Genomic DNA, 23,883 nt, shown 5'->3' on the forward strand with positions numbered 1-23,883 from the left:
CATGCAAAATCCCTCGACCCCCGCCTACCGTATTCCCGAGCCCGTGGCCCGGGTGCTCGGCCGTCTGCCCCGCTATCCGGGCTCGGTGCTCTTCGTCACCGGGCTGAATCTGGTGCTGGCCCGTCATCTGCACCCCGACACCCTGCACAGGCTGGAAGGCCGCTCCCTGCGCATCCACGTGGCGGATGCGGGTCTGCGCTTTGACTACACCTGGCGCGACGGCGCCTTCCGGGCGGCACGGCACGACGTGGCCGAACCCGACCTGACCTTCCGCGCCGATGCCTGGGATTTCCATTGCCTGCTGCAGCGCCGTGAGGATCCCGACACGCTGTTCTTCAGCCGCCGCCTGGTGATCGAGGGGGATACGGAACTGGGCCTGATGGTGAAGAACACACTCGACTCCATCGACATGGCGGTCTTTCATCCCAAGGCCATCCTGCGCGATCTGCTGGCGGGGCAGCGCCATCGCCTGCGCTTCCGGTAGCCTTGCAGCGGTTTACTGGCGATCGCAGAAGCCCCTGCCCGACCATTTCGGGCAAGGCTTCCGCGACTCCGGGGCCGGCAGGAACAACTAGCGAAGCCGCTCGCGTTCAGCGTTCAGGATTTCCTGGACATCCCGGGATCTTTGGTCGATGAAGGCCTGTTCGATGTCCTTGCGCAGGCTTTCGTCGTCCCAGGGCTTGGTGATGAATTTGTAGATGGCGCCATGGTTGATGGCCTCGGTCACGGATTTCAGATCGGTGTATCCGGAAAGGATCATGCGCGTGGTGGCCGGATACATCTCCTTGACCTTGCTGAAAAATTCCGTGCCGGTCATCTCGGGCATGCGCTGATCGGATACGATCACCTGCACCTCATGCCTGGCAAGCAATTCAAGAGCCTGAGGCGCGTTGTTCGCGGTCAGTATGCGATAGCCGTCCCGGCGCAACAATCGAGTGAGGGCGTTCAGGATGTTTTGTTCGTCATCAACCAGCAACAGCACGCGTTCGGATGTTGCCGTATCCAGAGGCTGCGTCGTGAAGTGGCCGCTGTTTTCGCTCAGCCTGTCGATCAGTTCGTCGAAGGTCAGTGGCCGGGCAAAAAGATAGCCCTGGAATTCGTCGCAATGGCTGCGTTTCAGGAAAGCCAGCTGGGACTCTGTTTCCACCCCTTCCGCAATCACCTTCAGGCCCAGATGGTGAGCCATGGAGATGATGCCTTGCGCAATGGCGGCCGCCGCCGGGTCGTGGACCACATCGGTCACAAAAGAGCGATCAATCTTCACCTTGAAGATCGGCAAGTTCTTCAGGTAATTGAGGTTTGAATAGCCTGTTCCGAAGTCATCGATGGAGGTCTGGATGCCCATGTCCCGCAGCTGTGTCAGCTTCAGGATGGCCGCTTCCTTGTCGTCGAGCAGCACGCCTTCGGTGATTTCAATCGACAGCAGCGTGGCCGGCAATGTCGCATCACTCAGGTTCTTGCGGATTTTTTCAACGAAATCGGTGCGCTGAAAATAAAGCGGCGAAATATTGATGATGACGGGCAACGCCGAAAATCCTTTTTTGCGCAGCGCGTCACTGTCGCGGCAGGCGGTCGCGAGCACCCATTCCGTCAGGCTTGCGATTTGACCGGTTTCCTCCGATAAAGGGATGAATCGGGAAGGGGAGATATAGCCCCGCGTCGGGTGCCGCCAGCGCACCAGCGCTTCGACGCCGACCACCCGCCCCGAATGCCCGGCGATGATGGGCTGGTAATGCAATTCCAGCGCGCCCGCGTCCAGCGCGCTTTGCAGATCGTTGCGCAGCTCCAGTCGATCCGCGACACGGGCGCTCAGATCCTCGGTATAGGTATGCCATGTGTTCTGGCCATCCTGCTTGGCCCTCAGCATGGCCAGATCCGCTTCGCGCACGAGCTGCATGTGATCCCGGGTGTGGCCATCGCTGATCGTGATGCCGGCGTTCGTCGTGACGCGCAAGGCTTTGCCGGTGACGAAGTAGGGCTTCGCAAGTTCGTGCATGATGTGTTGCGTGCGTTCCTGGACCTGCCGCAGCTCGAGGCCGGGAAACAGCAAGACGAATTCATCGCCGCCGAGGTGGGTGACGCTGCCATCCAGTTGCACGTCGTTGAGCAGGCGGTCCGACGCTTCCATCAGGACGGTATCACCGATCCGGTGGCCCATGGAGTCGTTGATGAGCTTGATGCCGTCCAGATCCAGAAACACGACGGACACCGACGATTTCCCGGTTCTTGCCCGGGTGCAGGCATCCTGGAGCGTTTGTTCGAGCATGCGCCGGTTCGGCAAGCCCGTCAGCGGATCGTGCAATGCGCTGTGGCTGAGCTGGTCCGAGCGTTCGCGCGCAATGCGTGCCAGTCTTTGGCTGGAGCCAAGGAGAAAGGTGAACAGCAGGCCCGCGAGCAGGACGAATTCCGGCAATACATCCGCGCCGAGGTCGCCGGGCGCTTTCGCATAAGCATACGCAAGCTTCAGGTCGAGATCGTGGTTCAAGGCGATGGTCAGTTCGCCGGCCGCAAAGGGGTTTTCTGGCGGCGTGTCAGCGGTTCGGTAGAGCGTGCGGCCGTCATGATTGATGCTGAAATAGCCACGCGGGGTCTTCGCGATTGCCCGCATGAAAATATTGACCAGATTCAGCCGTGTGATGGTGTACCAGCCCTTCATGGCCGGATTGGACTGAGGGGTGATGATCAATCCGATGTTCTGGTTGCCCGAGAGGCGATCATCGAGGACGAAGTGGGGGTTGCCGCTGTCGATCACATGGTCCAGCACGCTGCGCAGCGAGCGGTTCGTGATCGAGTCCCGCACCCAGTCGGACGTAACGCCCGCCCTGTTCGACATCGCAACAATGGACGGTCCCGTGTCAACCAGGGCAAAACCATCAAAGAAGAGAAAATCACTGAGGTGATTGTCGAACTCCTCCCGGAGGAAGGCCTGCGATGGGACATGGCCCATCACTTTCCAGCGTTGGGCCTGTCTTCCTGCAAAGGCGACCGTCCGGGAGATTCTTTCAGTGATCTCATTCGCCACCGTCCTGGCGGATGCGTTGGCGAATCTTTGCCGGGTGACGATGTCGTTTTCGATCAGACCGTAGGACAGCAGGGTCGGCAGGGCGATGCCCAGGAGCGCAGTCAGGGAAGCCCCCAGGCGAGGCCAGGCGGATGGCGGGCGCCGGACTTCCTTGTTGCGCAGCGCCAGGGCCACCAGTGCGCCCAGCAGGGCCACGGATGTGGCGAAAGCCGCCGACACGGTCCGGCCATTCACCCATGCGTCGTACCAGCGCGGCGCGATCAGGGCCCAGACTAGCATGCCGATCATGGCGATCCCGAACAGAGGCGCATGGCGGGTGTAGGCGCGGGCGGCATGCAGCGCGAGGCCGCACAGGATCATGACGAGGGCGAAGTAGGGCGAGATGAACACCGCATGTCCGTCGACGTCGCCCAGTCGCGCATGGCCGATATAGGCGATGGTTCCCATGCAGAGGCATGCGATGACAATGATTCTGGCGGCGATCCGTAATTGCCCCTGCTGAGAATCCATGAGGCGCTCTGGATCCGCTTGAAATGGATCCAGGCTGCGCGAGTCAGTCATCAAGCTCCTCCGGGGCGGGGCGACGGACATGGAATTGGAACGCTTCGTCCCCGTTGTGTTCAAGTTCCTGCAGTCTTTCGATCAGCCGTTGATTCAGGATTTTGCCTTCGCTCAGCAGCAGGGTGCCGGAACCCGAATACAGTTTTTTCATCATGATCATCCCGGGCTCCAGCGCATGTGAGCCCAGGACCAGGATCGATGCGTCCAGCGGGGTCCGGTCCTCGGAGAGACCGGTCGCCGCGTCGATGAATGCGGGGCACAGGACAGGATCGTATGAGCGCCCCGCGGATTGCGCGATCAATTTGAGCGCGTCCGGCCGCGGGATGGGGCGTGCCTGGATCATGCCCATTTCCATTTCGATCGTGTCCACGGCCAGCTTGAGCAGCCTGGCGCCCATGGGGATGGCGTCGCCGCTCAGGCCATCAGGATAGCCAGTGCCATCCCAGCGTTCCTGGTGATGACGGATCAGCACCGCGGCGTCTTGTGCCGGATCGAGCGCCATCAGCAGGCTTTGGCCGATGCGGGGATAGTCGCGAAAGCGGTCGCGCTGCTCTTTGCTCAGGTGATCGGCGGGAAGAGCGAGCATCTCGTCGCGCCAGGTCAGCTTGCCGATGTTGTAGAGCGCGGCGGCCATCGTGAGATTGCGCGCTTCCTCTTCCGGCAGTTTTTGTGCCTGGCAAAAGGCCTGGATCAAATGAATGACCTTCTGGTTGGTTTGGCGGCTTTGCGGCAGTCGCTGGTTGATCAGCGAGGAAAAGACCTCGGTGGCGGTGACGTAGCCGCGTTCGAGCTCCTGATTGGCGTGTTCGAGCAGTTGGGCGGTGGCGGCCAGTTCGGCAGTGCGTTCCCGTACCCGGCGCTCCAGGCTTTCATTCAAGTCCTGGAGTTCCAGATTCTGGGCGTGCGTCAGTTCCTGCAGGCGCAGGCGTTCGCGTTCCGCATATTGGTAGGCCAGGCTTTGTTCGATCACCTGAAGCACTTCGGCATCGTGCCAGGGCTTGCCCAGGTAACGGTAGATCTTGCCTTCGTTGATCGCCTTGATCGTCGTGTCGATGTCATTGTGGCCCGTGAGAAAGATACGGATGCATGCGGGCCAGCGCGCGTAGACTTCGCGCAGCAGCGTGGCGCCGTCCATTCCGGGCATGCGCGCGTCGGACACGATCAGGTCGACAGGATCGGCTTCCATCAGGCTCAGCGCTTGTTCGCCGCTTTGCGCGGTGAGCACGCGATAGGGCCTGTTGCGCAGGATGCGGCGCAGCGCCGCCGTGACGTTCGGCTCATCATCGACCAGGAGCAGGGTCGCCTGCGTTTCCAAGGGGGTGGGGGGTTCAGACAGCCGCATGGCTCACTCCGGAGAATCGAACAAATGCGGTTGCGCGATGGGAAGCCAGACCCGGATGCGGGTGCCTTGGCCGGATTCGCTGAAAATTTCAATATGTCCGTGATGCTTTTGGACGATCCTGTACGACAGCGCCAGACCCAGTCCGGTCCCTTGCCCCACGGGCTTGGTGGTAAAGAAGGGCTCGAATACCCGGGTCAGGAACTCGGGGGGGATGCCCTTGCCGGTATCCTCGATTTCAAACCAGGCGCTGGATTTTTCCTGGCCGGTCCTGACCGTGATGACGCCTTCATGATCGATCGCCTGCGCGGCGTTGACAATCAGATTCAGGATGACTTGATTGATTTGCGAAGCATTGCACTCGACGCTGGGCAGATCGCCGTATTCCTTGACGACGATCGCCTTGTACTTGATCTCGCTGGTGGCCACGCTCAACGTCGTGTCCAGGCAGGCGTGCAGATCGTGCGCGGAGAATTCTTCCGTGTCGATATGGCAGAAATCCTGAAGGGCTGAAATGATTTTCTTGATGCGGTCGATGCCTTCGCCCGATTCCTTGATCAGCGCCTCGACGTCGTCGCGGATGCCGGTGTATTCCAAAGAGTTCTTGAGCCGCCGGATCGCTTCGATGTCCTGGACCTCATCGACCGCGTCGATGATCTTCAGGAGATCGGTCACATAGCCGGCCAATGTCCTCAGGTTGGAAAAAACGTATCCGACCGGGTTGTTGATCTCGTGCGCGACCCCGGCCGCCAATTGGCCGATGCCGGCCAGCTTTTCGGACTGGATGAGATTTTCGTTCGCGCGTTCGATTTCCGCGAGCAGGCGCCGTTGTTCGTTGCGCGCTTCCTGGATGTCTTTGATGGCGCCCGAGAAGCTCTGGTGAAAACCGCTGGCCTCGGTGGATTCCGGTTCGTAGAACAGCGCGACATGATAACGATTCCCCGCTTTGTCCGTGAAGGGAAAATTCATCAGCGCATCCAGCCGGTCCACCGCGAAGGCCGAATCAAACGGTTCACCGATCGCCTGATCCGCCGCGACCCCCGCCAGCGTGGCCATATGGGTGTTCATGTGCCGCACGATCCGGTCCTGGTCCAGGACCACCAGACCGATCGGGATGTTTCTGTAGAGGCTGCTTAACAGGTTCTGCATCATGTCCTTGTCGAGAAGAATTCATAACCGTTCCGCCCGGTTTCCTTGACATGGTAGAGGGCCTCGTCCGCGTGCCGCAGCAGCAGACGGGCATCCGTCGCGTGGTCGGGGTACAGCGCGATGCCCACGCTCACGCCCACCGTCAGTTCGTGGCGATCGACCTGGAACGGCCGCGCCATGGCGTCGACGATTTTTTCGGCCACGAGCCGCGTCTGGTCCGATGAAATGTCGTCCCCCAGAATCATGGCGAATTCATCGCCGCCCAGTCGCGCGACCAGATCCGACGCGCGCAGGCATTCCCGGAACCGGTCCGCCACTTGTTTGAGCAGGCCGTCGCCGACGTCATGGCCGTACTGGTCGTTCACAGCTTTGAAGAGATCGAGATCGGCGAAGCAAACCGCCATCCGCGAGCCCTGGCGCTGCGCGTTCGCCAGGGCCTGCCCGAGGTGCTCCATGAGCAGGGAGCGGTTGGGCAGACCGGTGAGCCCATCGTGCAAGGCCAGTTGTTTCAGGCGCTCCTCGTAGTCTTTCTGTGCGGAAATATCATTGAATACCCCGACATGATTGACCGGGTTTTCGTCCTGGTCGTAGATGACGCTCAGGCTGAGCAGGGTGGGGAACGCATCCCCGGTCTTGCGTTGGGCCCAGGCCTCGCCTTTCCAGTGCCCCGTCAGGGCCAGTTGGCGGACGATCCGGCGAATGAAGCGCTCGCCGTGCCGGCCGGCGGGCCGGTACAGCAGGGCATCGAGCGTCCGGTCCACGGCCTCGGCGCTCGAGTAGCCCGTGATGCGGGTGAAAGCCGGGTTCACCGTCAGGATTGCGCCAGTCCGGTTCAGGATCACGATCGCCTCGGCCGACTGTTCGACGGCGGTTGCCGTGAGCTTGAGGTTCGTCTCCAACCGCTTGCGGGTGGTGATGTCGATGAACTGCACCAGGAAGCAGGCGCGCCCGTGCAGTTCGACGCACTCGACATTCATCAGCACGTGGCGCGGCCGGCCCTGGCTCTGGGCAATGACCTCGTGGTTGCGCAAGTAGCCATGCTCGAGCGCCCGCGATGCGATGTCGTCGCGCAGGCGCTGGCTCGACCAGATGCCGAGCTCGATGGAACTGCGTCCCACCACGGCTTCCTCAGGCAGTCCGAGCCATTCGAGCATTTCCTCGTTGGCCGCCAGGCAGGTTGCGATTTCCGCATCCGTAATGAAGGCGGGCAGGGGGCTGTTTCTGAAGATCGCTTCCCAGCGTTTTTCAACGGCACGCGTGCGGGATTCCTCCCGGCGGCGCTCGGTGATGTCCTGGATGGTGCCGTGAGCCTTGAGCAGCTTGCCTAGCGGATCGAACAGCGCCTCGGCCCGGACGATGACGATATGTTTTTCGCCATTGGCATGGCGCAGGGCATGCTCGATTTCCAGCGTGGCCTCGCCTGGGATTCTGGCCGATTCGAAAGCGGCGATCAGCCTGTCCTGATCGTCTCGCGGCACCATGGCCAGATATTCAGCCGCCGTCGTCGGCAGATCGGTCTGGTTCAACCCCAGGATTTCGTCCGAGTGCGCATCGATGTGCAGATGCCCCGTTCTGGGATTCCAGTGCCAGTGTGCCAGCCGGGCGATGCGCTGCGCCCTGCGCAATCGCGCATGTTCTTCCCTCAGGCGTGTTTCGTAGAGCCGGACTTCGATGAAGCGCCCGATATCGCTGCGCAGGGATTCGAAGAGATCCCGCGTGCCGGGTTGGAGGTCGGTCGAAGCCCTGCGGATGAGTTCGATGGCGCCATAGTGGGTGTGGCCGCACCGCAACGGGAAGACCAGGGCGTTGTTGAACGGCAGGCCCGCGGCTGTCCGCGCGCGGGGCAATCCGGCCTGGGCGGAGAAATCATCGATCCAGACGACCTTGTCTTCCCGGATGGCCAGGTCCGGCAGCCCCTGGCCGGATTCGAATCGACAGGCGCGGCTTTCCGCAAGGAACGACAAGGCGTCGGGGTCGAACACACTCCATTCGTATCGCTGGACCCATGTCCCGTCTTCCAGCACCCAGCCGATGACGATGTCCCACTGCTTGATTTCCCCGATCGCCCGCAGCACCTGCGGGATTGCGTCGTCGATGGTCGTGGATTGCGCCAGAATGCCCGCGACTTCATATTGCAGGCGCTGCCTTCGGGCAAGCACATGGGAGTGTTCCAGCAAGGTGCTGAGTTCCGCCAGACGCGCGGCATCGGCGCGTGTCCGGGCTTCTAGTTCGTGAACGAGACGCCGCAGCGGATCATTCGCCTGGGGATGTTCATCAGGCCCGTTCCGCGCCGGAGGCATGGATTCAGGGGACACGGAAATCCCCGGAGATCGTGCGTGTTTCGAGGCCACAATGTACCGTCTGGAAGAAAAGGGTTGAACCTGAACGTGATGGCGGTATTTGTGACAGGATGAGGCCGATAAAGGCGAGGCTTTTGTTTCAAAGGTTAACTTCAGGGTATTGGCCTGTCAAGCCGCGCGCCGCCATTCGAAAAACGGAAACAGGGCGTTCAGGGCCTCCCGGATGGACGCGCCCGGCCAGTCTCGCAGGGACCGCCCGCGCGCGTTCAGGTCCTTGTCGGCGCAGCCCTGCGGGCGGAACACCTGGACCGCGTAGCGCCGCACGCCCAGGCTCGCCAGTTCGCGGCCCAGGGACAGCAGGGCGTCCGCATCGATCAGATCGGGATGAGCGGTGGTGCGGCATTCGAAATCGACGCCGCTGTCCAGCACGGCCCGCAGGCTGTCGCGGGCCGGTTCGCCGCTGCCGGCCACCCGGGTGACGCGTGCATAGTCCTGGAAACCGGCCTTGATGTCGAGTCCGACCCAATCGACGTCCGGCAGCACCTGGGCGAGGCGGCGCGGATGGGTGCCGCCGGTGTGCAGGCCGATGCGGTAGCCCAGGGCGCGGACCTCGCGGATCGCGCGCCCCAGGCCGGGGTCCATGGTCGGTTCGCCGCCGCTGAAGACCACGCCGTCGATCAGCCCGACGCGGCGGCGCAGGAACGCCATGACATCGTCCCAGTCCAGCGGGCTGTCGGCCGTGCGCGGCTGCAGGTGCGGGTTGTGGCAATAGCCGCAGCGCCAGGGGCAGCCTTGCACGAAGAGGACGGCCGCCAGCAGTCCTGGGTAGTCCGTGGCGGTGAAGGGCACCAGCCCGCCGGTTTTCATTCCGTCAGGCGGCCTGGCGGGCGGGCGCCTGGCCGGTGTGCCGTTCGACGAAGAAGCGGCGTTCGTGGAATTCGCCTTTCTTGCCGATGTTGAAGGACGACATGGGACGGTGGTAGCCCATGACGCGGGTCCAGATTTCGCAGGGCTGGCGTTCGGCGTCGTTCAAGGTGACGGGGGTCGGATTCATGGAGATGCTCCTGTTGAGGTGGGGAAAAGAGGGGAGGATCAGGCCGCCGCTGCTCGCGTCGCCGTCTCGTCATGAAGTGCCGCCCGTTGTTTGCGGGCGATCAGTTCGTCGTCGCATCGCGGGCAGAACTCGTGCCTGCCCGGCAGGTAACCATGTGTGGGGCAGATGGAAAAGGTCGGCGTGACCGTGATGTAAGGCAGCGAGAAGCGGCCGAGCGCGCGGCGCACCAGTTCGCGGCAGGCGTCGGCCGTGGACAGCGGTTCGGTCATGTACAGGTGCAGCACGGTGCCGCCGGTGTATTTGCGCTGCAGTTCGTCCTGGCGCTCCAGCGCCTCGAAGGGGTCGTCGGTGAAGCCCACCGGCAGTTGGGACGAGTTGGTGTAGTAGGGCATGTCCGGCGTGCCGGCCTGCAGGATGTCCGGCCAGCGGGCGCGGTCTTCCTTGGCGAAACGATAGGTCGTGCCTTCGGCCGGGGTGGCTTCCAGGTTGTACATATGACCGGTGGCTTCCTGGAATTCGACCATGCGTGCGCGCACGCGATCCAGCAGGCGCACCGCGAAGGCATGCCCCCAGGGGCTGGTCAGGTCGTGCGCGTCGGCCGTGAAGTTGCGGATCATTTCATTGATGCCGTTGACCCCCAGCGTGGAGAAGTGGTTGCGCAGGGTGCCCAGATAGCGCCGCGTGTAGGGGAACAGGCCGTTGTCCATGTGAGCCTGGATCACGCGGCGCTTGATCTCCAGGCTGTTGCGGCCCAGTTCCAGCAGTTCGTCCAGGCGGGCCATCAGGCCGGCCTCGTCGCCGGCGTGCCGGTAGCCCAGGCGCGCGCAGTTGATGGTGACCACACCCAGCGACCCGGTCTGTTCGGCCGAGCCGAACAGACCGTTGCCGCGCTTGAGCAGTTCGCGCAGGTCCAGTTGCAGGCGGCAGCACATGGACCGGATCATGTTCGGCTTCAGCTCGGAATTGATGAAATTCTGGAAGTAGGGCAGGCCGTACTTGGCGGTCATCTCGAACAGCCGTTCGGCGTTCGGGCTGTGCCAGTCGAAGTCGGGCGTGATGTTGTAGGTGGGGATGGGGAAGGTGAAGGCGCGGCCGCGCGCATCACCGGTCATCATGACCTCGATGTAGGCGCGGTTGATCATGTCCATCTCGGCCTGCAGTTCGCCGTAGGTGAAGGGCATGGTCTCGCCGCCGATCACCGGGACCTGTTCGCGCAGGTCTTCCGGACAGACCCAGTCGAAGGTCAGGTTGGTGAAGGGCGTCTGGGTGCCCCAGCGCGAGGGCACGTTCAGGTTGAAGATCATTTCCTGGATGGACTGGCGGACCTGTGCGTAGTCCATGGCGTCCTTGCGGACGAAGGGCGCCATATAGGTGTCGAAGGAACTGAAGGCCTGGGCGCCGGCCCATTCGTTCTGCAGCGTGCCCAGGAAGTTGACGATCTGGCCCACGGCGCTGGACATGTGGCGCGGGGGGGCGGACTCGATCTTGCCGGGCACGCCGTTGAGTCCCTCGTTCAGCAGGGTGCGCAGCGACCAGCCGGCGCAATAGCCCGACAGCATGTCCAGGTCGTGGATGTGCAGGTCGCCCTGGCGGTGCGCCTGGCCGATGGGTTCCGGGTAGACATGGCTGAGCCAGTAATTGGCGATCAGCTTGCCCGAGGTGTTCAGGATCAGGCCGCCCAGCGAATACCCCTGATTGGCGTTGGCGTTGACGCGCCAGTCCTGCTGGCGCAGGTATTCGTCGATGGATCGGATCACGTCCACGTGGGGGACGGGGCGCTCGGGCGGGCTGCCGGACGTGGTGGGCACCTGAGTGGGAGTCATCCTGAATTTACCTATATATTGTGTGTTTTTGAATCGTAAGCACAATATATAGTGTCATCAAGCAGCCGGGCGATTTTTTTGAATAGCCTTGATGAGGGTCAAGAATGGGCATGCGCGCGAGGCCATGGAATCTTCAAGGACGCAAAGTCCTGACACACATGCAGCGCTCCCGCGCTTGTTGGGCGACGGACAAACCCGCTATCGTGGGCCATTCAAGTGGATTCCAGGAGAGTCGGGGATGGTGCGCTGGTTCGGATGGCTGCTGTCGGCGTGGTGCGGGATCGTGCCGGCCTGGAGCATGGCGGCGGGTGTGGCGACCGTGCAGGCCGGGGAGCGGACTTTGACGGTGTCCTTCGATGGCGCGGATGCGCGGGTCGATGTGGGCGGCATCGGCCAGGGCTATCTATTGATGCGCGGCGACAAGCTGTATTCGGTGATGCGGATCGGCGGCCAGCCGCTGGTCATGGATGGAGGCGCCATGGCCCGATTGCTGGGGGGCGGCGCCTTGCCGCCTGCGCCCGACATGATCCGCTCGCTGGGCCGGATCGAACCGACCGGCGCGCGCGAGACGGTGGCCGGCCGCGCGGGTTCCGTCTATACCGTGTCTTACCAGGATGAGCGGGGACGGAATCGTGCCGGCCGGGGCGTCCTGGGCAAGCAGCCCGAAGTCCGGGAATTGACGCGCGCGCTGGGCCGGATGGCCGTCCTGCTGCAGACGGCGGCCGGGCAAGCGCCGGACGGCGCGCGGCAGGTGCTGGATGCGCTGGAAGAAAAAGGCCTGGGCCTGCTGGCTTATGACAAGCAGTTCCGCGTGGAGCGGCTGGCGGCCACGCCGCCCGCGCCGGGAAGCCTGGATCTGCCGGCGAAACCGGCGCAACTGCCTCAGGGCCTGGGGCCGTTATTGCAGGGGTTGCGTGCGCAGTGATCGGGGGCGCGGTCCGCACAGACCGATCGCCGTGCAGCCACAGACGATCAGCGTGCCGCCCAGCGCCTGGGTCCAGCCCACCAGCAGCATGCCGGCGCCGATCAGCAGGTAGTACATGAGTCCGAATACCGCGCCGGCCGTCCCGATGCGGTCGCCATAAGCGCGCAGTGCTTGACCCAGGACGTTGGGAATCGCGATGCCGAAGGCCATGACGACCGCCAGCATGGGCGCCAGGAACCAGACACTGTCCCGCATCGCATGGACCGCGATACCGCCCCCGAGCAGCAGGGCCGCTGCCAGGGTTTCCAAGGTGGCGGGCGCATGGCCCGTGTCCAGCAGGCGCTTGTTCAGCCAGGAGCCGCTCGATGCGCCTGCGGCCAGCATGACACCGCTGTAGCCGTACCACTCGAGCGCGGTGTGCAGGCGCTGGAAGATGAACGGACCCAGCGAATAGTAGCTGAACAGCGCGATGTTGAAGGCCGCGACCAGCAGGGCGGAACGCCAGATGAAGGGGTCCGCGAGCATCGTCCGGCCGGTCTGAGCCAACGCATTGCGTGCGCGGACGGCCGGTCGGGTTTCGGGCAGGGCCGCGGCGGTCCAGGCCCACAGGACGGCGGCCAGGCCGGCCAGGCCCAGCATGGTGCCACGATAACCGAATCCTTGGACCAGCCCCATGCCGACGGCCAGCCCGATGGCTGGGCTGATGGCCAGTGCCATGCCCACCAGAGAGAATGTCCGGGCCAGCGCGGGGCCGCTGAACTGATCGCGCAGGACAGTTTGTGTCACGACTGAGCCTGCGGCGGCGCCGAGCGCGGCGAGCGCCTGGGTCGCCAGGAGCGCCTCGAAAGTCTCGACGGACAGGGCCGTCACCGAGGCGGTTGTGAACAGCGCCAGACCGTACAGCATGGCGGGCCGGCGACCGACCCGGTCACACAGGAGCCCCCAGCCGACAACGCCGAAGGCGAAGGCCAGAAAATAGACCGTCAGGGCCTGCGAGGCGGCTTCGGGTGGGACCGAAAACATCGTGGCGAAGTCGGCCAGCGCGGGACTGTACAGAGTCTGCGCCAGTTGTGGAAACATGAGCAGCGCGATGGCCAGGGGGAGATATGTGGATGTGCGCATGGGGAACCGCCGTGCGTAGAGGCATTGAAAGACGCATTATGCGTTTCCCCCGGGTGTCTTGATATGTAAAAATAGACAAATTATCAATCGAATAAGACATCTTTCCATGGCATGGCTCGATCCGCGGGACGCATTCGATCCGGATATCTTTCAGGCGCCCGTGGTCGGCATCGCCGCTTCTATGGTCGATCATGATTCAGGGGTGCATCGACATGGCCGCGGGCAGTTGCTATATGCGCGCCGGGGGAGTATCCGCATCACCCTCGCACAGCAGCTCTGTCTCTTGCCGCCGACTCGCGCCGCCTGGATTCCGCCGGGTGTCGAGCATCGCGCCGTCATGCGGCAGATCGCAGATTACCGGTCCTTGTATTTTTCGCCGGCCCTCTCCGCCACCTTGCCGTCCGACATCCGGGTGATCGACATCGGCCCGCTGCTGCATGTCGTGCTGGAGTCGATGGTCCAGGCCGGGTTCGACCAGGATTGGGCGCGTGGGCGCCATGCGCATCTGCTCGGTTTGTGCCTGGAAGAAATCCGCCTCGCGCCGTGCCGGCCCATGCTGTTGCCTTTGCCACGGGACAGGCGGTTGGCCGGCCTGTGTGCCCGGCCGGATGTGTTGCCACCGGCCCTGGGGGTGCTGGAGCGGCAGGTCGGTGCCAGCGGCAAGACCATCAGTCGCATCTTCTCGAGGGAAACCGGGATGGGCTATCAGCAGTGGCGTCAGCAATGGCGGTTGATGCGGGCGATCGAACTGATGGCGGCGGGGCATGGCCTGTCGCATACCGCCGGGGCGCTGGGTTTTGCAAGCGACAGCGCATTCATCCTGTTTTTCAAGCAGCGGGCCGGCTGTACGCCAAAGGCATTTTTCAAATAGGCCGGCCCGGCCTGGTGCGGGACTGCTTCCCGGGATCAGGGCACGATGTGAAAATCGATGACGATTTCGCCGGGGTTGCGGGCCAGGTATTCGAACTGGATATTTTCGCCGAAGTGGTTCTTCAGTTGCTGCAGCAGCGGCAGGGGGTCGTGGTCGTTGCAGAAGCGCATGGTTTCGCCCGGTTGCAGCGCCGACAGGGCGCCGAAGATGGCGGCATGCCGGAAGCGCTTGGCGATGCCGCGCGCGTCGAGGGGATAGGTGTTTTCAGCGAACATCGGGATAGCGTCGGAGGCCACGGTGCGTCATTCCTGGAAAGGTGGATGAGAGCCTCCGATTATAGGAACGCGATCCGGGAAAACCCCCGGGAACCCTATGCCCAGCAAGGTTGTCGGCGTGACTGACGAAGGGGATCCGGCTCAGGATGCCGGCGCGGCGCCGGCCGGGTCCCGATGGCGTTCTTCCCAGTCTTTCACCGCTTGTTGCCAGGCGCGCCGTTCCTCGGCATAGGTGTCGAACACGCACGGTTCGCAGCCGTTGCCGCAGCATGCGTTGAGATCGGGTTCGACGGGCTCCTCGGGGCGGGGATCGTCGGCGGGACCGTTCGTCATGTCCATGCCGGTTCGTCAGACGCAGGCCAGGTTGGCCTGATTGCTGCGCCGGACGTCGTCGGGGATGTCGATGATCCGGCCGGACTGGGGTCTGCCGTCGACGAACATCATCAGTTCGCCCGGCTGGAAAGCGGTCCAGGTCTCGTTGTCGGTCAAGGGCTTGGTCGTGATGACCGAGACGCAGTCGCCGCGGGCGTTGGTCTGTGAAAAGTCCACCGACATGTCGGTGTCCACCAGGTGGGCCACCTGGAAGGGCCAGGCGCGCACGATGTAGTACAGGTTCGTGGAGCAATGCGCCAGCATGCAGCGGCCGTTGGACATCAGGAAATTGAACACCCCGTGGCGCGTGAGTTCGGCCGTCATGTCGGCCACGGCCGCGAACAGTTCGGTGTCTTCCGGTTCGCGGTTGCCGAAACGGTCGCGCAGTCCTTCCATCATGGTGCAGAAGGCCCGTTCGCTGTCGGTCTGGCCGATCGGCAGGTGATCGCCGCGCAGATCGGGATCGAAGTGCTTGAGGTCGCCGTTATGGGCGAACAACCAGTGCCGGCCCCACCGTTCGCGCACGAAGGGATGGCAGTTCTCCAGTTCCAGCGCGCCCTGGGTGGCCTTGCGGATGTGGGCGATGACGTTGCGGGATTTGATCGGATAGCGCTTGATCAGTTCGGCGACCGGCGAATGGCAGCAGGGCGCGTTGTCCAGGAAGCAGCGCGAACCGCGATTTTCGTAGAAGGCGATGCCGAAGCCGTCGGCATGGTGGTCGGTGCCGCCGCCGCGCGCGGCGAACCCCGCAAAGGAAAACGTGATGTCCGTGGGCGTGGCGCAATTCATGCCCAATAACTGACACATGGCAGGCAAGTTCCAAGCAAACCGGGGCGGATGCCGCCCCGAATGGTTCATGCCTGAATTGTAGTCTTGCCGGGCCGGATATGACCGTCGCCTGGTATGAGAATCCGTGATGAGCTTATTCAGTGTCCTTTCTTCGCCACGAAATTGCGCCCCCACGCTGCGCAGCCTTTGGCTGCTTGCTGCCCCCCGAGGGGGCGCGTTTTGCCTTGGGGTTGCCCGGCGGCAAAACAAACCCTGTCGTGCGGTCGTCCAGGGACGCCCGGCATGCTGTCGGGGACGCCGGGACCGTCTACGGTTCAGGTGTGGCGCAATTGCAGCATGGCCTGGCGGTAGCCGCTGGCCGGGTAGATCGCCGGCATGGGCGGCTGGTCCGGGACGGGTTCCAGTGCGCGTGTGCCCGCCAGCAGGGCCTGGATCATGGCTTCGATTTCCAGTCGCGCCAGCGGCGCGCCCGGGCAGGCGTGGATGCCGGCGCCGTAGAGCAGGTTCAGGGACGGGTCGCGGTCCAGGCGGAATTCGTCCGGATCGCCGAAGACGGCTTCGTCGCGGTTGGCCGAGGCCCACATCAGCGTGACCCGTTCGCCGGCCGGGATCTGGGTGCCGCCGAGCCTGACCGGACAGGTGGTGGCGCGGCGGTTGGCGATCAGCGGCGCATGGATGCGCAGGATTTCGTCGTTGGCGGACCGGACCAGTTCCGGATGGCGGCGCAGGCGGTTCTGCAGATCGGGGTGGGTGGCCAGGTAGTGGGCGATGATGCCGACGCTGGAGGCCATGGTGCCCAGTTCGCCGACGGTCCAGTTGCGCAGGATGCTGACGATCTCGTCCTCGGCCAGAGGCCGGCCGTTCACGGTTTCGCGCAGCAGCCGCGTGGTGACGTCGTCGGGCGCCCGGTCGCCGGCGTCGCGGCGGATTTTCAACAGGGCGCGGATGGTCTCGTCGAATTCAGTGGCCACGGCCGCGATGGCATGGAGATCGCCCGAGAGCGTGGCGACGTTCTTTTTATGGATCCATTGCCGCAGCGGCTCATGCAGGCTGTCGGGCCAGCCCAGGAAGGCGCACTGCATGCGCAGGGCGAAGGGGTGCGCCAGACCGAACATGATTTCGACGCGTTCGTCGCGGGGCAGCGCGGCGACCAGGTCGGCGCACAGGCGGCGGCAGACCGGCTCGAAGGCCGCCATGCGGTCCGGGCCGAAGTAGGGCTCGATCAATTGGCGATAGGCCGTGTGCTCGGGCGGATCCATGCTGTTGGGCACGGAGACGTGGCGGGACGCCTGGCTGCTGAAAGTCTTGTGGTCCAGCAGGATCCGCATCACGTCGGCGTGACGGAACACGGAATGATGCAGATAGTCGCTGTGGGCCACCGGACAGCGGCCGCGCATGCGGTCATAGGCGGCGATCGGGTCGGCGAGCACTTCCGGGGCGCGTGGGTCCCAGTCCTGGGGGGCGTTCATGGTGGTTCTTTTGAGGGCCGCACGGGCGGCTTGATATCAGATGCCGAAAACTGTAGCACCGGGTAAACCCTGGGTGTTGCCGTCCGTCCGTGAAACCTGGCTTTATCTCCCATGGTTTTGACTTTTCTCAATCTGCGGGGAGAGCGAGATTGGGTTTCGATGCTTCTCTGGACATTCAGGCCTTTGCCGGGGGATCCACGGCCGGGCCGATCACCCCCTGTTCGTGATGGCCATCACCATGGAAAACCATGGCCCCCTGCATCTGGAAACGGCTCGACCGGGCGAGGCCGATGCCTTGTATACCCGGCCGCCGCCCGGCTGCGAGGACTTGACGATCTATTTGCGCCATCTGCGCCACGCCGACCAGATGGCCGCCAGCCTGCGCGACACCCTGGAATCCCTGGATCGGCCCGCCAGCCTGTGCTGGTATGGCGATCATGTGCCCATCCTGCCGGAAGTCTACCGCCGCTATGGGCTGCCCTCGGGCCGGGTGCCGTACGTCTGCTGGCACAACTGGGCATCCGGCCCGGGCCGGTCGCTGGACCTCGCCGCCGAAGACCTGTCGCGGTACTGGTTGCGGGGCGCCGGCCTGATGCAGTGACGATTTCATCCGTCGGGATTTGTCCGATCTGGTGCGGGACGGACGCCGAGCGCACACTGACTGGATTCTTCACCGGACCCGCTGAGATCATGTCAAAGCCCACTGCTGCGCTGCCTCCGCTGAACCGGCCTGCGTCTGGAAGACGCGGCACTGGTGCGATGCATACGGATCCAGATGGTTTTGTACAATATATCTGTACAACTATGGGCGGATCTGCCATGACTATCGAAACCACCTACAGCCAGGCCAGAGAGCAGCTCAAGTCCTTGATGGACCGTGCCGTTGATGATCGTGAAGTCGTGCTGGTGCGTCGGCGTTCGGGCGGTGCGGTCGCGATGATCGCAGCTGACGAATTGCAAAGCCTGATCGAAACCACCCAGCTCCTGCGCTCTCCCAGGAACGCGGAACGTTTGCTGGCGGCCCTGGCGCGCGCGCGTGCCGGTGATCTTGCCCCGACCGAGGTCGAGTCGCTAGAGAAAATCCATGGCTTCCGGTCCTGAAGCACGCCGTGTTGCGGTGTTTCAGCCGGAATTCCTGGAAGACCTGAGCTATTGGGTCAAGATAGAACGCCGTACGGCCAAACGGCTCTTGGAATTGGTCAAGGCGATTCTGCGTGATCCATTCAAAGGGATCGGCAGCCCCGAGCCACTGAAGTATCTGGGTGCAGATGTCTGGTCGCGCCGCATCACACAAGAACATCGATGCGTCTATCTGATCAAGGCGGACCGGATCGAATTTCTGCAGGGGCGTTATCACTATTGAAAATCCTCCCGCCAGCCGCATATATATCGCATCTCGGGGCGTATGCGCCCCTTCCCTATAAAGGGCTCCACCCATGCGATTCGATAAACTGACGACGAAGTTCCAGCAGGCGCTCGCCGACGCCCAAAGCCTGGCGGTGCGCCACGACAATCCCTATATCGAGAATGCCCATCTGCTGTCTGCCCTGCTGGGCGACGCGGACAGCGGCGCGGCCAGCCTGCTGGCGCGCGCGGGCGTGGCGGTGCCGCGCCTGCAAACCGAGCTGGACCGCCAGATCAAGGCATTGCCGGCGGTCCAGGGCGCCGAGGGCAACATCCAGGTCAGCCGCGATCTGCAGGCCGCCCTGGCGCGCACCGACAAGGAAGCCGGCCAGCGTGGCGACGCCTACATCGCCAGCGAACTCTATCTGCTGGCGCTGGCCGATGACAAGGGCGAGGTCGGCCGCGCCCTGCGCGAGGCCGGGCTGCAGCGCAAGGCGCTGGAAACCGCCATCGAGGCGGTGCGCGGCGGCGCGGCCGTGACGGGTGCCGAGGACGAGGACAACCGCCAGGCACTGAAGAAATACACCCTGGACCTGACCGCCCGTGCCCGCGAGGGCAAGCTCGACCCGGTGATCGGGCGCGACGACGAGATCCGCCGCACCATCCAGATCCTGCAGCGGCGCACCAAGAACAACCCCGTGCTGATCGGCGAACCCGGCGTGGGCAAGACCGCGATCGTCGAAGGCCTGGCCCAGCGCATCGTCAACGGCGAGGTGCCGGAAACCCTCAAGGGCAAACGCATTCTGGCGCTGGACCTGGCCGGGCTGCTGGCCGGGGCCAAGTACCGGGGCGAGTTCGAGGAGCGCCTCAAGGCCGTGCTGAAGGAACTGTCCCAGGATTCGGGCCAGACCATCGTCTTCATCGACGAGCTGCACACCATGGTGGGCGCCGGCAAGGCCGAGGGCGCCATGGACGCCGGCAACATGCTCAAGCCCGCGCTGTCGCGCGGCGAACTGCATTGCGTGGGCGCGACCACGCTGGACGAATACCGCCAGTACATCGAGAAGGACGCCGCGCTGGAACGGCGCTTCCAGAAGGTGCTGGTGGACGAGCCCGACGTGGAATCCACCATCGCCATCCTGCGCGGCCTGCAGGAACGCTACGAGCTGCACCATGGCGTGCAGATCACCGATCCGGCCATCGTGGCGGCGGCGGAACTGTCGCATCGCTACATCACCGACCGCTTCCTGCCCGACAAGGCCATCGACCTGATCGACGAGGCGGCGGCGCGCATCCGCATGGAAATCGACTCCAAGCCGGAAGTCATGGACCGGCTCGACCGGCGCATCATCCAGCTGAAGATCGAACGCGAAGCCGTCAAGAAAGACAAGGACGAGGCCTCCGGGCGCCGCCTGAAGGCGATCGAGGACGAACTGGAATCGCTGCAGCGCGAATACAACGACTACGAGGAAGTCTGGAAGGCGGAAAAGGCGGCCGTCCAGGGCTCGCAGGCCGTGAAAGAGGAAATCGACCAGGTCCGCGCCGAAATGGCGGAACTGCAGCGCAAGGGCCAGTACGACAAGCTCGCCGAACTGCAGTACGGCCGTCTGCCCGAACTGGAGGCCCGCCTGAAGGCGGCGGAATCCGCGCCCAAGGACGAAGAGGCCGGCAAGCCGCGCCTGTTGCGCACCCGGGTCGGCGCCGAGGAAATCGCCGAGGTCGTGTCGCGCGCCACCGGCATCCCCGTGTCGCGCATGATGCAGGGCGAACGCGCCAAGCTGTTGGGCATGGAAACGGTGCTGCACGAGCGCGTGGTGGGCCAGGACGAGGCCGTGCGCCTGGTGTCCGAGGCCATCCGCCGTTCGCGCGCCGGGCTGTCCGACCCGAACCGGCCCTACGGCTCGTTCCTGTTCCTGGGGCCGACCGGCGTGGGCAAGACCGAACTCACCAAGGCGCTCGCCAGTTTCCTGTTCGATTCGGACAACCATCTGGTGCGCATCGACATGAGCGAGTTCATGGAAAAGCATTCGGTGGCCCGTCTGATCGGCGCGCCTCCGGGCTATGTGGGCTATGAAGAGGGGGGCTACCTGACGGAGGCCGTGCGCCGCAAGCCCTACAGCGTGATCCTGCTCGACGAGGTCGAGAAGGCCCACCCGGACGTGTTCAACGTGCTGCTGCAGGTGCTGGACGATGGCCGCCTGACCGATGGCCAGGGCCGCACCGTGGATTTCCGCAACACGGTGATCATCATGACCTCGAACATCGGCTCGCAGCACATCCAGAACCTGGCCGACCAGCCCTACGACGTGGTCAAGGAAGTCATCCGCGACGAACTGAAGACGGCGTTCCGGCCGGAATTCCTGAACCGGATCGACGAGATCGTGGTCTTCCACGGTCTGGACGCGACGCACATCGAGCCGATCGCCCGCATCCAGCTGAAACGCCTGGCCGAACGCCTGGCCCAGCAGGAAATGCGCCTGGAAGTGTCCGACGCCGCGGTCACAGAGCTCGCCCGGGCGGGCTACGATCCGGTGTTCGGTGCACGGCCCCTGAAGCGCGCCATCCAGCAGCACGTGGAAAATCCCGTGGCGCGGCTGATCCTGGAAGGCAAGTTCGGGCCGCGCGACGTGGTTCCTGTCGACTGGGACGGCGAGAAGTTCGTGTTCGAGCGCACGCTGCAGTAATCGGCCTTTACAAGCCTGTTTCCTCTAGCACGTGCGCCCACAGCAGGCGCACCGCTTCGCGCTCGCGTGCGAATTCCGACTGGGGCACGCGCGCCTTGTCGGCGCCTTGCAGGCGCAGGGTGTGCTGGCGCCGGCGGAAGACGCGGTAGGCGTCCGCCGCTTCGGCGGCCAGCGGGCCCGGGATCAGGCCCGCCCGGGCCGCCAGGCCCAGCAGGGCGATGTTGCCCAGGTTGTCCAGCAGTTCGGGATGGGCGCCCGATTGGCTGAGCACCAGGAACTGGGTGATGAACTCGATGTCCACCATGCCGCCCCGGTCGTGCTTCAGATCGAAGTCGCCGCTGCGATTGGGGTGTCCCTGGGAAATCTTGTCGCGCATCGCGAGTACCTCGCGGCGCAGGGCCTCGGGGTCGCGCGGCAGCAGCAGGATGCGCCGGCGGATGTCCTCGAAACGGGCACCGATGGCGGCATCGCCCGCCACGAAGCGCGCCCGGGTCAGGGCCTGGTGTTCCCAGGGCCAGGCCTGCGTCAACTGGTAGTGCTCGAAGGCGTCGATGGGCAGGGCCAGCAGGCCGGCGTCGCCGTCCGGGCGCAGGCGCAGGTCGATCTCGTACAGCCGGCCCGACGAGGTCAGGGTGGACAGCCAGGACGCCACCCGGCGCCCCAGCTTGGCGTAGCGTTCGCCGGCCTCCTGGTCCGGGTCGTCGTACAGGAAGACCAGGTCCAGGTCCGATGCGTAGCCGATCTCCTTGCCGCCCAGCTTGCCGTAGGCGATGATGGCGAACCGGGGCTTGCCCGGATCGGCGCGGCGTTCGCGCGGCAACACCTGGGGCCAGACCCGGTGGATGGCCTCGGCCAGCATCAGGTCGGCCAGGGCGGACAGGTGATCGGCCAGCCCTTCGACGCTGATGACATTTTCCAGATCCTGGGCCAGCAACTGGAACGTGATCTGGTGCTGGACGTCGCGCACCAGGTTCATCTGCTGTTCCACATCGGGCTGCCCGTCGGGCAGCAGGCAGGCGTCCAGGTCGTTGCGCAACTGTTCGGCCAGGGCCGGGAAATCCGGCGCCTGCATCAGGCTGCGCCATTCGATCAGGCTGTCGAGCAGCAGCGGATAGCGGGTCAGGTATTCCGAGGCCCAGGGGCTGGCCTGGACGATGCGCGCCACGCGGGCCAGGGTTTCGGGGTATTCGGCCAGCAGCGCCAGGTAGGCGCTGCGTTGGGCGATGTGCTCGACCAGGTTCAGCAGCCGCTGCAGCGCGACGGGCGGGTCATCGGTGCGCGCCGCCGCCCGGGTCAGGCCCGGCAGCAGGGCCTGCAGCCGTTGCAGGCTGGCGTGCGGCAGGCTGCGGATCCGGTGGCTGTCGAGCAGCGCGTCGATGCGGGCCTGCATGGCGTCGGTCTGGCCGTCCGACAGCGGCGCCGCGGGCGTTTCGGCTCTCGGGGGTTCCGGCTCCTGCGTATCGCCGCCCATGCCGGCGATGCGGAAGGCATCGCGGAAGCACTGCGAGACGAAGGCGCGGTGCCGGTCCAGCTCGGCCAGGAACCCGGCCGTGTCGGCGTGGCCCATGGCCCGGGCCAGGGCCGTCATGCCCTCGTCCGTGCGAGGCAGCAGGTGGGTCTGTTCGTCCTCGCGGTATTGCAGCATGTGCTCGACCCGCCGCAGGTGGATGTAGGCGGCCTCCAGACCGGTGGCCTGGGCCTCGTCCAGGATACCGGCGCGGCGCTGTTTGTGCAGGGCCGCCAGCAGATTGCGCTGTTGCAGGGAAGGCTGGCGCCCGCCACGGATCAACTGATTGAGCTGGACGACGAATTCGATCTCGCGGATGCCGCCCTCGCCCAGCTTGATGTTGTGGCGGGTGTCCAGGCCCTTGCGCGCCTGGGCGCGGCGCTGCCAGTCCATGCGGATGCGCTCGCGCAGGCCGCGCAGGGCCGCCAGCGCGTCGAAATCGAAATATTTGCGGTACACGAAAGGCCGCCGCAGGGATTCGACATCGCGCGCCTGGGCGGCGAAGGCCGCCTCGTCGAACAGCGGACAGGGGATCAGCCGGGCCTTGAGCCAGGCGTAGCGTTCCCATTCCCGGCCCTGGACCACCAGATAGTTTTCCAGCGCCGCCAGGCTCCAGGCCAGCGGTCCGCTGTCGCCGTCGGGGCGCAGGCGCAGGTCGGTGCGAAAGACGATGCCGTCGGCATCGGGCTCGGACAGGATCGGCATCATCAGCCGGCAGACCTTGCCGTAGAACTCGTGGTGGCTGATGCGCCGCCGGCCGTCGGTTTCGCCCTCCTCATCGTAGAGCATGATCAGATCGATGTCGGACGAGACGTTCAGTTCCTTGCCGCCCAGTTTGCCCATGCCCAGGATCAGCATGTCCTGGGGCGCGCCGGTGTCGGGATGGCGGGGGGTTCCGTGGGTCTCCATCAACGTATGCATGGCGCAGGCATAGGCTTCGCCCACGGCCAGGTCGGCCAGGTGCGACATGGTCGACACCACCTCGTGCAGGGGAGCCAGGCCGGCGACGTCGCGCACCGCCAGGGTGGCGAAGACCCGGGCCCGGAGCCGCCGCAGGGCGCGTCGCAGATCGGCCTGCTGGGGCGGCCGGGCCGGTGCGGGGCCGATCAGTTCCGCGTACCAGTCGGCCAGAATCCTGCGGGTGACGGGCTGGGCGGCGTCGGCCGCCAGGCGGGCCTCCTGGTCGGGGTGCGCCGTCAGGCAGCGCCGCAGAGCGCCGGACCATTGCAGGGCGGGCTTGAATATAATGGTCTCGGACATGGGGGCCGCTGTTTAAA

Annotated in this window: 20 protein-coding genes; 7 read left to right on the forward strand and 13 right to left on the reverse strand. The window is 64.5% G+C overall.

Annotated features, from left to right (window positions below):
* The first annotated feature begins 1 nt into the window (after position 1).
* Positions 2-484: a ubiquinone anaerobic biosynthesis accessory factor UbiT gene (ubiT, locus tag O4H32_RS09320; protein ID WP_269358515.1), complete on the forward strand. Its 483-nt coding sequence runs from the start codon at positions 2-4 to the stop codon at positions 482-484.
* An 87-nt stretch (positions 485-571) separates the two neighbouring features.
* Here ubiT and O4H32_RS09325 read toward each other — a convergent pair whose 3' ends face one another.
* From O4H32_RS09325 to O4H32_RS09355, 7 genes are all read right to left on the reverse strand, one after another.
* The gene (locus O4H32_RS09325; protein WP_269358517.1) at positions 572-3,583 is read right to left on the reverse strand and encodes an EAL domain-containing protein; all 3,012 of its coding nucleotides are present in this window, start codon (positions 3,581-3,583) and stop codon (positions 572-574) included.
* Complete coding sequence (gene nosR, locus O4H32_RS09330) at positions 3,576-4,925, reverse strand: response regulator c-di-GMP phosphodiesterase, NosR family (protein ID WP_269358519.1); 1,350 nt, start codon at positions 4,923-4,925, stop codon at positions 3,576-3,578. The genes O4H32_RS09325 and nosR overlap by 8 nt, the downstream gene beginning before the upstream one ends.
* 3 nt (positions 4,926-4,928) lie before the next feature.
* Positions 4,929-6,074, reverse strand: a complete 1,146-nt coding sequence (locus tag O4H32_RS09335) for an ATP-binding protein (protein ID WP_269358521.1) — start codon at positions 6,072-6,074, stop codon at positions 4,929-4,931.
* Entirely contained in the window at positions 6,071-8,386 is a 2,316-nt protein-coding gene (locus O4H32_RS09340; protein WP_269358523.1) for a sensor domain-containing diguanylate cyclase, read from the reverse strand. The genes O4H32_RS09335 and O4H32_RS09340 overlap by 4 nt, the downstream gene beginning before the upstream one ends.
* Before the next feature lie 153 nt (positions 8,387-8,539).
* Positions 8,540-9,238: an anaerobic ribonucleoside-triphosphate reductase activating protein gene (locus O4H32_RS09345; protein ID WP_269358525.1), complete on the reverse strand. Its 699-nt coding sequence runs from the start codon at positions 9,236-9,238 to the stop codon at positions 8,540-8,542.
* 4 nt (positions 9,239-9,242) lie between these two features.
* Positions 9,243-9,425, reverse strand: a complete 183-nt coding sequence (gene nrdD, locus O4H32_RS09350) for an anaerobic ribonucleoside-triphosphate reductase (protein ID WP_269358527.1) — start codon at positions 9,423-9,425, stop codon at positions 9,243-9,245.
* 38 nt (positions 9,426-9,463) lie between these two features.
* Positions 9,464-11,248 (reverse strand): ribonucleoside triphosphate reductase, encoded by a 1,785-nt coding sequence (locus tag O4H32_RS09355; RefSeq protein ID WP_269358528.1) that lies wholly within the window; start codon positions 11,246-11,248, stop codon positions 9,464-9,466.
* A 238-nt stretch (positions 11,249-11,486) separates the two neighbouring features.
* Here O4H32_RS09355 and O4H32_RS09360 point away from each other — a divergent pair, with 238 nt between their 5' ends.
* The gene (locus O4H32_RS09360) at positions 11,487-12,173 is read left to right on the forward strand and encodes a hypothetical protein (RefSeq protein WP_269358530.1); all 687 of its coding nucleotides are present in this window, start codon (positions 11,487-11,489) and stop codon (positions 12,171-12,173) included.
* On the opposite strand, the gene O4H32_RS09365 is transcribed toward O4H32_RS09360, so the two are convergent.
* Positions 12,147-13,295, reverse strand: coding sequence for an MFS transporter (locus tag O4H32_RS09365; protein WP_269358532.1), 1,149 nt, complete (start codon positions 13,293-13,295; stop codon positions 12,147-12,149). The genes O4H32_RS09360 and O4H32_RS09365 overlap by 27 nt on opposite strands.
* A 106-nt stretch (positions 13,296-13,401) precedes the next feature.
* Between O4H32_RS09365 and O4H32_RS09370 the strand changes: the two genes are divergently transcribed.
* A complete protein-coding gene (locus O4H32_RS09370; protein WP_269358534.1) occupies positions 13,402-14,166 on the forward strand; it encodes an AraC family transcriptional regulator in 765 nt (254 codons plus the stop codon).
* Between the two features lie 35 nt (positions 14,167-14,201).
* Here O4H32_RS09370 and O4H32_RS09375 read toward each other — a convergent pair whose 3' ends face one another.
* The 4 genes from O4H32_RS09375 to O4H32_RS09390 all read right to left on the reverse strand — a co-directional run bounded on the left by O4H32_RS09375 (position 14,202) and on the right by O4H32_RS09390 (position 17,071).
* Positions 14,202-14,441, reverse strand: a complete 240-nt coding sequence (locus O4H32_RS09375; RefSeq protein WP_043681763.1) for a DUF2249 domain-containing protein — start codon at positions 14,439-14,441, stop codon at positions 14,202-14,204.
* Between the two features lie 141 nt (positions 14,442-14,582).
* A complete protein-coding gene (locus tag O4H32_RS09380; RefSeq protein ID WP_269358536.1) occupies positions 14,583-14,780 on the reverse strand; it encodes an oxidoreductase-like domain-containing protein in 198 nt (65 codons plus the stop codon).
* A 9-nt stretch (positions 14,781-14,789) separates the two neighbouring features.
* Positions 14,790-15,620 carry a class II glutamine amidotransferase gene (locus O4H32_RS09385; protein ID WP_269358538.1) on the reverse strand — a complete coding sequence of 277 codons (831 nt, stop codon included), beginning with the start codon at positions 15,618-15,620 and terminating at the stop codon, positions 14,790-14,792.
* 296 nt (positions 15,621-15,916) lie between these two features.
* Positions 15,917-17,071, reverse strand: a complete 1,155-nt coding sequence (locus tag O4H32_RS09390; RefSeq protein ID WP_269358541.1) for a cytochrome P450 — start codon at positions 17,069-17,071, stop codon at positions 15,917-15,919.
* A 193-nt stretch (positions 17,072-17,264) separates the two neighbouring features.
* Here O4H32_RS09390 and O4H32_RS09395 point away from each other — a divergent pair, with 193 nt between their 5' ends.
* The 4 genes from O4H32_RS09395 (at position 17,265) to clpB (ending at position 21,099) form a co-directional block, all read left to right on the forward strand.
* Entirely contained in the window at positions 17,265-17,672 is a 408-nt protein-coding gene (locus O4H32_RS09395; RefSeq protein WP_269358589.1) for a sulfatase-like hydrolase/transferase, read from the forward strand.
* 218 nt (positions 17,673-17,890) lie between these two features.
* Positions 17,891-18,172 carry a type II toxin-antitoxin system Phd/YefM family antitoxin gene (locus tag O4H32_RS09400; RefSeq protein ID WP_269358543.1) on the forward strand — a complete coding sequence of 94 codons (282 nt, stop codon included), beginning with the start codon at positions 17,891-17,893 and terminating at the stop codon, positions 18,170-18,172.
* Positions 18,156-18,434, forward strand: a complete 279-nt coding sequence (locus tag O4H32_RS09405; protein WP_269358544.1) for a Txe/YoeB family addiction module toxin — start codon at positions 18,156-18,158, stop codon at positions 18,432-18,434. The genes O4H32_RS09400 and O4H32_RS09405 overlap by 17 nt, the downstream gene beginning before the upstream one ends.
* Positions 18,435-18,507: 73 nt before the next feature.
* On the forward strand, positions 18,508-21,099 hold the full coding sequence (gene clpB, locus O4H32_RS09410) for an ATP-dependent chaperone ClpB (RefSeq protein ID WP_269358546.1): 2,592 nt from the start codon (positions 18,508-18,510) through the stop codon (positions 21,097-21,099).
* Positions 21,100-21,106: 7 nt separating this feature from the next.
* Here clpB and glnE read toward each other — a convergent pair whose 3' ends face one another.
* A complete protein-coding gene (gene glnE / locus O4H32_RS09415; protein ID WP_269358548.1) occupies positions 21,107-23,866 on the reverse strand; it encodes a bifunctional [glutamate--ammonia ligase]-adenylyl-L-tyrosine phosphorylase/[glutamate--ammonia-ligase] adenylyltransferase in 2,760 nt (919 codons plus the stop codon).
* Positions 23,867-23,883: the final 17 nt, after the last annotated feature.

It is taken from the genome of Castellaniella denitrificans (assembly GCF_027214045.1).
In the GTDB taxonomy this organism is placed as follows: Bacteria; Pseudomonadota; Gammaproteobacteria; order Burkholderiales; family Burkholderiaceae_B; genus Castellaniella; species Castellaniella denitrificans_A.

What these genes read in the sequence shown, in the direction of transcription:
- O4H32_RS09355 (WP_269358528.1), bottom strand. Translation starts at nt 11,248, where the DNA reads ATGACTCCCACTCAGGTGCCCACCACGTCCGGCAGCCCGCCCGAGCGC.
- O4H32_RS09370 (WP_269358534.1), top strand. Translation starts at nt 13,402, where the DNA reads ATGGCATGGCTCGATCCGCGGGACGCATTCGATCCGGATATCTTTCAG.
- O4H32_RS09345 (WP_269358525.1), bottom strand. Translation starts at nt 9,238, where the DNA reads ATGAAAACCGGCGGGCTGGTGCCCTTCACCGCCACGGACTACCCAGGA.
- ubiT (WP_269358515.1), top strand. Translation starts at nt 2, where the DNA reads ATGCAAAATCCCTCGACCCCCGCCTACCGTATTCCCGAGCCCGTGGCC.
- nrdD (WP_269358527.1), bottom strand. Translation starts at nt 9,425, where the DNA reads ATGAATCCGACCCCCGTCACCTTGAACGACGCCGAACGCCAGCCCTGC.
- O4H32_RS09375 (WP_043681763.1), bottom strand. Translation starts at nt 14,441, where the DNA reads ATGTTCGCTGAAAACACCTATCCCCTCGACGCGCGCGGCATCGCCAAG.
- O4H32_RS09365 (WP_269358532.1), bottom strand. Translation starts at nt 13,295, where the DNA reads ATGCGCACATCCACATATCTCCCCCTGGCCATCGCGCTGCTCATGTTT.
- clpB (WP_269358546.1), top strand. Translation starts at nt 18,508, where the DNA reads ATGCGATTCGATAAACTGACGACGAAGTTCCAGCAGGCGCTCGCCGAC.
- O4H32_RS09405 (WP_269358544.1), top strand. Translation starts at nt 18,156, where the DNA reads ATGGCTTCCGGTCCTGAAGCACGCCGTGTTGCGGTGTTTCAGCCGGAA.
- O4H32_RS09360 (WP_269358530.1), top strand. Translation starts at nt 11,487, where the DNA reads ATGGTGCGCTGGTTCGGATGGCTGCTGTCGGCGTGGTGCGGGATCGTG.
- glnE (WP_269358548.1), bottom strand. Translation starts at nt 23,866, where the DNA reads ATGTCCGAGACCATTATATTCAAGCCCGCCCTGCAATGGTCCGGCGCT.
- O4H32_RS09335 (WP_269358521.1), bottom strand. Translation starts at nt 6,074, where the DNA reads ATGATGCAGAACCTGTTAAGCAGCCTCTACAGAAACATCCCGATCGGT.
- O4H32_RS09380 (WP_269358536.1), bottom strand. Translation starts at nt 14,780, where the DNA reads ATGGACATGACGAACGGTCCCGCCGACGATCCCCGCCCCGAGGAGCCC.
- O4H32_RS09325 (WP_269358517.1), bottom strand. Translation starts at nt 3,583, where the DNA reads ATGACTGACTCGCGCAGCCTGGATCCATTTCAAGCGGATCCAGAGCGC.
- nosR (WP_269358519.1), bottom strand. Translation starts at nt 4,925, where the DNA reads ATGCGGCTGTCTGAACCCCCCACCCCCTTGGAAACGCAGGCGACCCTG.
- O4H32_RS09385 (WP_269358538.1), bottom strand. Translation starts at nt 15,620, where the DNA reads ATGTGTCAGTTATTGGGCATGAATTGCGCCACGCCCACGGACATCACG.
- O4H32_RS09390 (WP_269358541.1), bottom strand. Translation starts at nt 17,071, where the DNA reads ATGAACGCCCCCCAGGACTGGGACCCACGCGCCCCGGAAGTGCTCGCC.
- O4H32_RS09400 (WP_269358543.1), top strand. Translation starts at nt 17,891, where the DNA reads ATGACTATCGAAACCACCTACAGCCAGGCCAGAGAGCAGCTCAAGTCC.